This window comes from Saccharopolyspora sp. (genome assembly GCF_017434145.1).
In the GTDB taxonomy this organism is placed as follows: Bacteria; Actinomycetota; Actinomycetes; order Mycobacteriales; family Pseudonocardiaceae; genus Saccharopolyspora_C; species Saccharopolyspora_C galaxeae.
The window spans coordinates 1-7568 of record NZ_JAFRFW010000701.1 but is presented as its reverse complement, the minus strand read 5'-3'; the positions used below and the strand labels follow the sequence as shown (position 1 = coordinate 7568).

The window sequence follows — 7568 nt, the reverse complement described above, 5'->3', positions numbered from 1 at the left end:
CACGCCGGGTTCTCCAGCACGTTGCGGCGGATCACCGGCGGCGTGATCGTCGGGTGGTAGCCGAGCCCGATCATCTCGGTGTGCGGCCGGTTGCGGCTCGCGCGCTCGCGCAGCTCGGCGAGCGCCTCCGCTTCCGTCGCCGGTTCCGGCAGCGCCAAGTGCAGGTCGCGCTCGCGGATGCCGGACGGCACCGCGGACTGGGCGAGTTCCTCCAGCGAGCCGACGCCGATCACGTCCAGCATCCGGGCCAGTTCGGCGGGCAGCGGCCCGACGTGGCGGTCGGCGAACGGGGTTCCGTGTTCCAGGGCGGCCAGCGGGATCCGGTCTTCGGTCGTCATCGCCACACCTCATTCATCGCAGCGGACACAGGGCGGCAGCGTTGTGTGCTGCCCTCCCCCTCTGTCACTGTCCGCATCGCGAACGCCTGAGAGCTTCGCCCGGTCGGACCGGACTTGCACCGTCGGCGGGCGCCACCTCGTCCGGTGGCACCTCTTTCCAGAGGTATCTCGCCCGTGCGGTCCAGCCGCCTGAGAGGTTGTCGGGGAGGGTTTGCTCCTTCGGCGCCGCCGGCGACCGGATCACCGGCGGACTCTCCCGCACGGGGTCTGCGATGCCTCGCACCCTACCCGATCCAGTGAGCGCCGACCGGTGCGATCTTCGTCGCGTCCGAACGTCCCACGCACCGGACGCGCTGCGCACGCACCGTGTCCACGCGAAATCCCCGGGCCGGGGCCGCCGAACCGGTTCAGCCCGTTTGCCGGTCCCGGCGCCTGCGGGACAGCTCGTCATCGACGGGCTCTTCGGGGTCGGCGGTGTCGGCTCTTTCCGCCGGGAACTCGTGGATGGTGCCGGTGATCTCCCGCATCGCACCGCTGACCGCGATGCCGAACACGCCCTGCCCGCCCTGCAGCAGGTCAACGACCTCTTCCGCGGAGGTGCACTCGTAGACCGTGGTGCCGTCGCTGAACAACGTGATCTTCGCCAGGTCGCGCACCCCGCGGCCGCGCAGGTGCTCCACCGCCAGCCGGATGTTGTGCAACGAGACCCCGGTGTCCAGCAGCCGCTTGACCACCTTGAGCACCAGGATGTCCTTGAACGAGTACAACCGCTGCGAGCCCGAACCGGCGGCGCTGCGGATGGACGGGCCGACCAGCTTGGTCCTGGCCCAGTAGTCGAGCTGCCGGTAGGTGATTCCGGCGATCTGGCAGGCCGCGGGTCCGCGGTAGCCGACGAGTTCATCCGGCAGCGCTGGATCCGGCAACGCGGGGTCGGCCATCGGTTCCGGCTGCTGCGCGGAATCTTCGCCGGGTGCTCGCTCCACCACGCCTGCCTCCCCTCGTCCGGCCACCGGGGCCGGCGAACCACCGGGAACCGCACCGGGCGGCTGCCGCCCCGGAGCTCCCGCGACCGGGCCGCGAGCGCCCGACCTGGAAAATCACATCGGAGCAATTCGCGTTGCAACGACGGTAAGCCCACCCCGTGGGCGGGTCAACGCGACGCGCGGACGCACCCCCGCCGGGCGGACACCCCACCGGGAATTCCCCGCCACCGGGCCGGAAATGCGAACGGCTCCCGTGCCTCTCGGCAGCGGGAGCCGTCGTGGCGCACCGGGGCGGTCAGGTATCCGCGCCCCGGAAGTCCTCCGGCGAGACCGAGTCCAGGAACTCCCGGAACTTCTCGACCTCGTCCTCCTGCTCGTCCGGGATGATCAGCCCGGCTTCGTCCAGCACCGATTCGTCGGCGTGGATCGGCACCCCGACCCGCAGCGCCAGCGCGACCGAGTCGCTCGGGCGGGCCGAGACCCGCACGTCCCCGTCGAAGATCAGCTCGGCGAAGAACGTGCCCTCCTGCAGATCGGTGATCCGCACCTGCTCCAGATCCCGCCCGAGGGCGCCGATGACGTCCTTGAGCAGATCGTGGGTCAGGGGTCTGGCCGGCCGCACACCCTGCTGCTCCAGCGCGATCGCGGTGGCCTCCACCGATCCGATCCAGATCGGCAAGTACCGCTCACCGTCGGTTTCGCGCAGCAGCAGAATCGGCTGGTTGGCTGGTAGTTCCACTCGCACGCCGACGACGCGCATCTCGCTGCTCATCGTCTCATCGCCTCCTCCAGCGCGCCGAAGCGTGACATCCTTGGTCGAGGATCGCGCACCGACGCCTCCGACGCTACCCGCGATACGGCGGACACGCCTACCACTGGCCATCGCCTCCGGCCGGATTTTCCGCTCGCTGAACGGCTTTTTCCGGTTCGTACCGCCTGCTCGCCGGACCGCGCGCGAACGCCGGTGCCGCCGGTGCAGGCCCTTGTTCGTCGACCGACTCCGGTTCCGCTCGCCGGTGCCGTTCGCGATGCTGCCGAGATCGTTCGCCCGCTGCGGGCTCCGGGCGAACGGGGAGTTCCCGCGCCCTGCCGGTTGCTGCAGCGCAACGACGCCCACAGCAACGATACACCGCAGCCCCAACGGCCAACCGCTGGTCAGAGCCTCGCGGAGGGCATCGGGCGAGGGCGGACCGGCGGCTCCGCACCCGGCGATCGGATGATCGCCTCCGGTGCCGCGATCGGACGATCGCCTCGGATGCCGTCGGGGCGGCGCCGTGGACGCCGCCCCGTCGCGGAACGGCCGCGGACCTTCAGCGTCCCTGGCCGCCGTCGATCGGCCCGGTCAGGAACACCAGCCGGAACTTGCCGATCTGCACCTCGTCGCCGTTGGCCAGCACCGAGGTGTCCACCGGTTCCCGGTTGACGTAGGTCCCGTTCAAGCTGCCCACGTCCACGACGACGAAGTCGCTGCCCTCGCGCCGGAACTCGGCGTGGCGACGGGAAACGGTGACGTCGTCGAGGAAGATGTCGCTGTCGGGGTGCCGACCCGAGCTGGTGGTCTCCCGGTCGAGCAGGAATCGCGACCCCGCGTTCGGGCCGCGCTTGACCACCAGCAGGGCGGACCCGGCGGGCAGCGCGTCGACTCCGGAGGCCGCAGGCTCCGGAGCCGCACTCTCGGTGCTCTCCGATTCCGACAGGAACGGCCTGAAGACCGAGGTGGTCTCCGGTGACTGCTCCGGCGGAACGCCGCCGGGCCCGTCGTTCTGGCTCACCTGAGCTCTCCTCTGCGCGGATGGGTCGTGCAAGTGCGTTCCAACGTACCGCGCCGTTCCAGGTGGCAGACGCGGGAGTCCCACAACGATCCGGCCGCGGTGCGGAGATCGACGATCATGCCTGGTCGATGACGGCTTGGTAGTCCTCCGGGCCGAGCAGCGCGTCCGGCGCCGCCGGGTCGGCCAGCTTGATCTCGAGCATCCAGCCGTCGCCGAACGGCGCGGAGTTGACCAGCTCGGGCTGCTCGTCGAGCCGCTCGTTGCGGGCGACGACCTCGCCGGCGACCGGGGCGTAGATGTCCGAGACGCTCTTGGTCGACTCCACCTCGCCGATGCCGCCACCGGCCTGCACCGCCTCGCCCGCATCGGGCAGCTGGACGAACACCACGTCGCCGAGCTGCTGCTGGGCGTAGTCGGTGATGCCGACCCGGACGGTGTCCTCGCCGGTGCGCAGCACCCACTCGTGGTCTTCGGTGTACTTGATCCCTTCCGGGGCCACTTGGGTCCCGCCTTCCTGGTCGCTCGGCCGGCGGGACTTCGCAGCGCCTCCGCCTCACCCGCGATGATCGCCGCGGGCGCCGCGAGCCTAGGTCGAGGCCGCAGCGGACCGCAAGGCAGCCGCGACGTGATCAACTCCGCAGCGCGGGTGACACCGGCAGTGCACGCGCACCGCGGCCGGGTGCGCCGCTGTCAGGTCCGGTTCGATCTGGCCAGCCGCACGGTCGCGAAGACCTGGATCAGGTACAGCACACCGGCCCACACGTACAGCACGCCGCCCCAGCCGGTGAAGGCGTACGCCAGCGGGCGCACGACCTGCTCGAACGCGAAGTCCTCCTGCACCAGCAGCAACAGCGGGAACGCGTACATCAGGCAGAAGGTCGCGGCCTTGCCGAGGTAGTGCACCTCGGGCGGCTCGAACCCGTGCCAGCGCAGCACCGGCAAGCACAGCGTCAGCACCACGTCGCGGCCGATCAGCGCCACCGCGGCCCACCACGGGATCACGTCCCGGAGCACGAAGGCGATCAGCGTCGCGACGATGTAGAGCCGGTCGGCACCCGGGTCGAGCAGCTCGCCGACGCGGCTGTACTGGTTCAGCCAGCGGGCGAGCTTGCCGTCGAGCCAGTCGGTGGCCCCGCTGATCACCAGCACCAGCAGGGCAAGCAGGTCCTGCTGCGGCCCCAGCAGCAGCCAGAGGAACAGCGGGACACCGGCCAGGCGCAGCACGCTGAGCAGGTTCGGCCAGGTCAACCAGGGGTCGTCCCAGACGTTCGCGGCGACCTCTTTGATGTGCGCGATGCCGGGATCGGGCGGGGCTGCGGTTTCGGCGTCATCCGGACCGGACGAGTCCGCCGGTCGCTGCGCGGAGTCGTCCGCCGGTGGCTGCGCCGCGTGCTCGCCTGGTTCGGGATGCTCGCACGCCTCGGGGTGCTCGCCCGGTTCCGATCGGTCCGGAGCCGGATGCCGGGACGGTTCCGGGGGCACCGAATCCTGCGCCCCACCCCGGCCACGCGGTCCGGCCGTGGTGCCGTCGGCGTCCTGCACCACAGCCCTCCCTGACACGGTTGTGCGATCCGCCGTACGGCGCTCACCTGCGCCTCCGGCCCGATGGACGCTCGGCGTCCACTCGCGTCAGGGTGCCACACGCCCCCGGCACCGGCCGTGGCGGCCGTGGCTGCGCCGAGCCGGGTGCGCGGGTGGCTCCGTTCAGCGACGGGCGTGGCTCCAGCCGCGCCGCTGCAGCTCGGCATCGGTGAGGAAGCGGGCGCGGCCGCGGTCGTCGACACCGGCCCAGCGCGCCCGGCCGCCCACGCCTTCGAGGACGAACGAGTGGCCGCGGCTCCACACCACGCTGCTCGGCGTGGTCGGCAGTTCACCGGCCCCACCGGAGCCGTCCGGCCCGGCTTCGCGCACCGTCGTATCCGCACTCATCACTACCTGGCACCTCCATCACGGTTGTCGGTCGCGCCGCATCCCGCGTTAGCTCCGCCGCCTCCCCTCCCGGCGAATTGTGTTCCATGGATCACCGGTCATTCGCGCAGTTCCGGGCGTGTCGCGCCAAGCGGGCGGGCGAGGGCGCCGAGCTGCACGAGCCGGTCCGCGCACCGGTTCGGCGCGGGCGAAGCGGGAGGACCGCTCGTCGCGAGGCCCGCTCGCCGCCGCAGTCCGGGGACTCCTGCGGTCCGTTGTGGACGCTCGCCGGGGACGGCGGCACGGGTGCGGTGCCACCCGCCCAACACGGCGCGCGGCGGCGGGTATTCCGACCGGTGGCCGCAGGTTGTTGGCGCGAACGGGTGCCGTGCGGTAGGACTTCGGCACCTGAACAGCCGCACGTGGGAGGTCGTGGTCATGGGCGCCTACGCCGACGCGCACCGGCGCAGTCTGTCCGATCCGGACGGGTTCTGGCTCGATGCCGCCCGCGGCATCGAATGGGACCGGGCACCGGAGCGGGCGCTGGCGGATTCCGGGCGGTGGTTCGCCGACGGTGTGCTCAACACCTGCTTCAACGCGCTGGACCGGCACGTGCGGGACGGGCACGGCGCGCGGACCGCGGTGATCTGGGACTCCGCAATGGCCGGTGAGCAGCTCAGCTGGAGCTACCAGGAGATGCTGGACCGGGTCGCGCGGTTCGCGGGCGCGTTGCGCTCGCGCGGTGTCGGCAAGGGCGATCGGGTGATCATCTACCTGCCGATGGTCCCGGAAGCGCTGGTGGCGATGCTGGCCTGCGCGCGGATCGGGGCGGTGCACTCGGTGGTCTTCGGCGGATTCGCGCCCAAGGAGCTCGCCGCGCGCATCGACGATGCCCAGCCGGCGGTGATCGTGGCCGCCTCCTGCGGGCTCGAGCCGAATCGGGTGGTGGAGTACAAGCCGATCGTCGACGAGGCGCTGCGGATGTCCGAGCACCGGCCCGCGGGCGGTGTGGTGATGTTGCAGCGGCCGCAGGCCCCCGCCGAGCTCGGCCCGGACGACGTCGATTGGGACGAACTAGTCGCGACGGCCGAACCTGCCGACTGCGTGCCGGTCGCGGCGACCGATCCCCTCTACGTGCTCTACACCTCCGGCACCACCGGCCGCCCCAAGGGCGTCGTGCGGGACAACGGCGGGCACGCGGTGGCGCTGCACTGGTCGATGGGCGCGATCTACGACATCGGGCCCGGCGACGTGTTCTGGACGGCCTCCGACGTGGGCTGGGTCGTCGGGCACACCTACATCGTGTACGCGCCGCTGCTGGCCGGGGCGACCACGGTGGTCTACGAGGGCAAGCCGGTGGGCACGCCGGATGCCGGTGCGTTCTGGCGCGTGATCTCCGAGCACCGGGTGAAGGCGCTGTTCACCGCACCGACCGCGTTCCGCGCGATCAAGCGGGTCGATCCGGAGGCGCGGGAGCTCGACCGCTACGACATCTCCAGCCTGCAGACCCTGTTCCTGGCAGGCGAGCGGCTGGATCCCGAGACGTACCAGTGGGCCGTGGACCGGCTGCGGATTCCGGTGATCGACCACTGGTGGCAGACCGAGACGGGCTGGCCGATCTGCGCGAACCTGCGCGGGCTGGAGCCGATGCCGGTCAAGCCGGGTTCGCCGACCGTGCCGGTGCCCGGTTTCGACGTCCGGGTGCTGGACCAGTCCGGGCAGCAGGCACCGGCCGGTACCGAGGGCGCGATCTGCATCAAGCAGCCGCTGCCGCCGGGGATGCTGCCGACGTTGTGGAACGACGACGCGCGGTTCCACGAGTCGTACATGTCCCGCTACCCCGGCTACTACCGCACCGGCGACAGCGGCTACATCGACGAGGACGGCTACGTGTTCGTCATGGGACGCACCGACGACGTGATCAACGTGGCCGGGCACCGGTTGTCGACGGGTTCGATCGAGGCGGTGCTGGCGGGGCACCCGGCGGTGGCCGAATGCGCGGTGATCGGGGTGCACGACCCGCTGAAGGGCCAGGTGCCGCGCGGATTCGTGGTGCTCAAGTCCGGCGTGGAGATCGACGACGAGACGCTGCGCGCGGAGCTGGTCGCCGCGGTGCGCGAGCAGATCGGGCCGGTGGCGGCGTTCCGCGACGTCGACGTGGTGGACGGGCTGCCGAAGACGCGCTCCGGCAAGATCCTGCGCAAGTCGATGCGCGAGATCGCCGACACCGGCGACGCGAAGGTTCCCTCGACGATCGAGGACCCGGCGGTGCTGGACGGCTTGCGCGGAGCGCTGCGCGGTCGGCGGGAGTGAGCCTGCGCTGATCGTGCGGGCCGGCTCGGTGCCCGATACGTCCGTTCGGCCGCTCCCGGCGGCGGATCGTGGTCTATACCTTTGGTCTCCACGATCTTCCGAGCCGGGAGCGAGCCGATGAACCACTTCCCGATCGAGTTCCCGCGGCGTGCGGCGATGGCCCTGTTCGGCGGCGCCGTCGCGGCGGGCGCGCTGGGCGCCGCACCATCCGCACGTGCGGCGCAGGGATCTCGGATGCAGCAGGTGATCCCGGT

Annotated in this window: 7 protein-coding genes, 1 pseudogene and 1 riboswitch; of the genes and pseudogenes, 1 reads left to right on the top strand and 7 read right to left on the bottom strand. The window is 71.5% G+C overall.

The genetic code is table 11. The annotated features are described in order from the left end of the window. The 7 genes and pseudogenes from IJH84_RS19170 to IJH84_RS19140 form a co-directional block, all read right to left on the bottom strand. Positions 1–338: pseudogene (locus IJH84_RS19170) on the bottom strand (glycine dehydrogenase (aminomethyl-transferring)); the annotation flags it as partial. 167 nt (positions 339–505) lie between these two features. Beyond that, positions 506–607, bottom strand: a riboswitch (glycine riboswitch). Positions 608–745: 138 nt separating this feature from the next. Further along, positions 746–1276, bottom strand: coding sequence for a MerR family transcriptional regulator (locus IJH84_RS19165; RefSeq protein WP_200070814.1), 531 nt, complete (start codon positions 1274–1276; stop codon positions 746–748). A gap of 340 nt (positions 1277–1616) precedes the next feature. Then, the gene (locus tag IJH84_RS19160) at positions 1617–2093 is read right to left on the bottom strand and encodes a bifunctional nuclease family protein (RefSeq protein ID WP_200070732.1); all 477 of its coding nucleotides are present in this window, start codon (positions 2091–2093) and stop codon (positions 1617–1619) included. A gap of 538 nt (positions 2094–2631) precedes the next feature. Next, on the bottom strand, positions 2632–3093 hold the full coding sequence (gene garA, locus IJH84_RS19155) for a glycogen accumulation regulator GarA (protein WP_200070733.1): 462 nt from the start codon (positions 3091–3093) through the stop codon (positions 2632–2634). Between the two features lie 115 nt (positions 3094–3208). Continuing rightward, positions 3209–3592: a glycine cleavage system protein GcvH gene (gene gcvH, locus IJH84_RS19150; protein ID WP_200070734.1), complete on the bottom strand. Its 384-nt coding sequence runs from the start codon at positions 3590–3592 to the stop codon at positions 3209–3211. A gap of 191 nt (positions 3593–3783) precedes the next feature. After that, the gene (locus tag IJH84_RS19145) at positions 3784–4389 is read right to left on the bottom strand and encodes a CDP-alcohol phosphatidyltransferase family protein (RefSeq protein ID WP_200070815.1); all 606 of its coding nucleotides are present in this window, start codon (positions 4387–4389) and stop codon (positions 3784–3786) included. Positions 4390–4797: 408 nt separating this feature from the next. Beyond that, positions 4798–5022, bottom strand: coding sequence for a hypothetical protein (locus IJH84_RS19140; RefSeq protein ID WP_295147005.1), 225 nt, complete (start codon positions 5020–5022; stop codon positions 4798–4800). Between the two features lie 417 nt (positions 5023–5439). Here IJH84_RS19140 and IJH84_RS19135 point away from each other — a divergent pair, with 417 nt between their 5' ends. Continuing rightward, positions 5440–7314, top strand: coding sequence for a propionyl-CoA synthetase (locus IJH84_RS19135; RefSeq protein ID WP_295147002.1), 1875 nt, complete (start codon positions 5440–5442; stop codon positions 7312–7314). Positions 7315–7568: the final 254 nt, after the last annotated feature.

Coding starts and splice junctions, on each gene's coding strand:
- IJH84_RS19165 (WP_200070814.1), bottom strand. CDS start 1,276: ATGGCCGACCCCGCGTTGCCGGATCCAGCGCTGCCGGATGAACTCGTC.
- IJH84_RS19160 (WP_200070732.1), bottom strand. CDS start 2,093: ATGAGCAGCGAGATGCGCGTCGTCGGCGTGCGAGTGGAACTACCAGCC.
- IJH84_RS19140 (WP_295147005.1), bottom strand. CDS start 5,022: ATGAGTGCGGATACGACGGTGCGCGAAGCCGGGCCGGACGGCTCCGGT.
- IJH84_RS19135 (WP_295147002.1), top strand. CDS start 5,440: ATGGGCGCCTACGCCGACGCGCACCGGCGCAGTCTGTCCGATCCGGAC.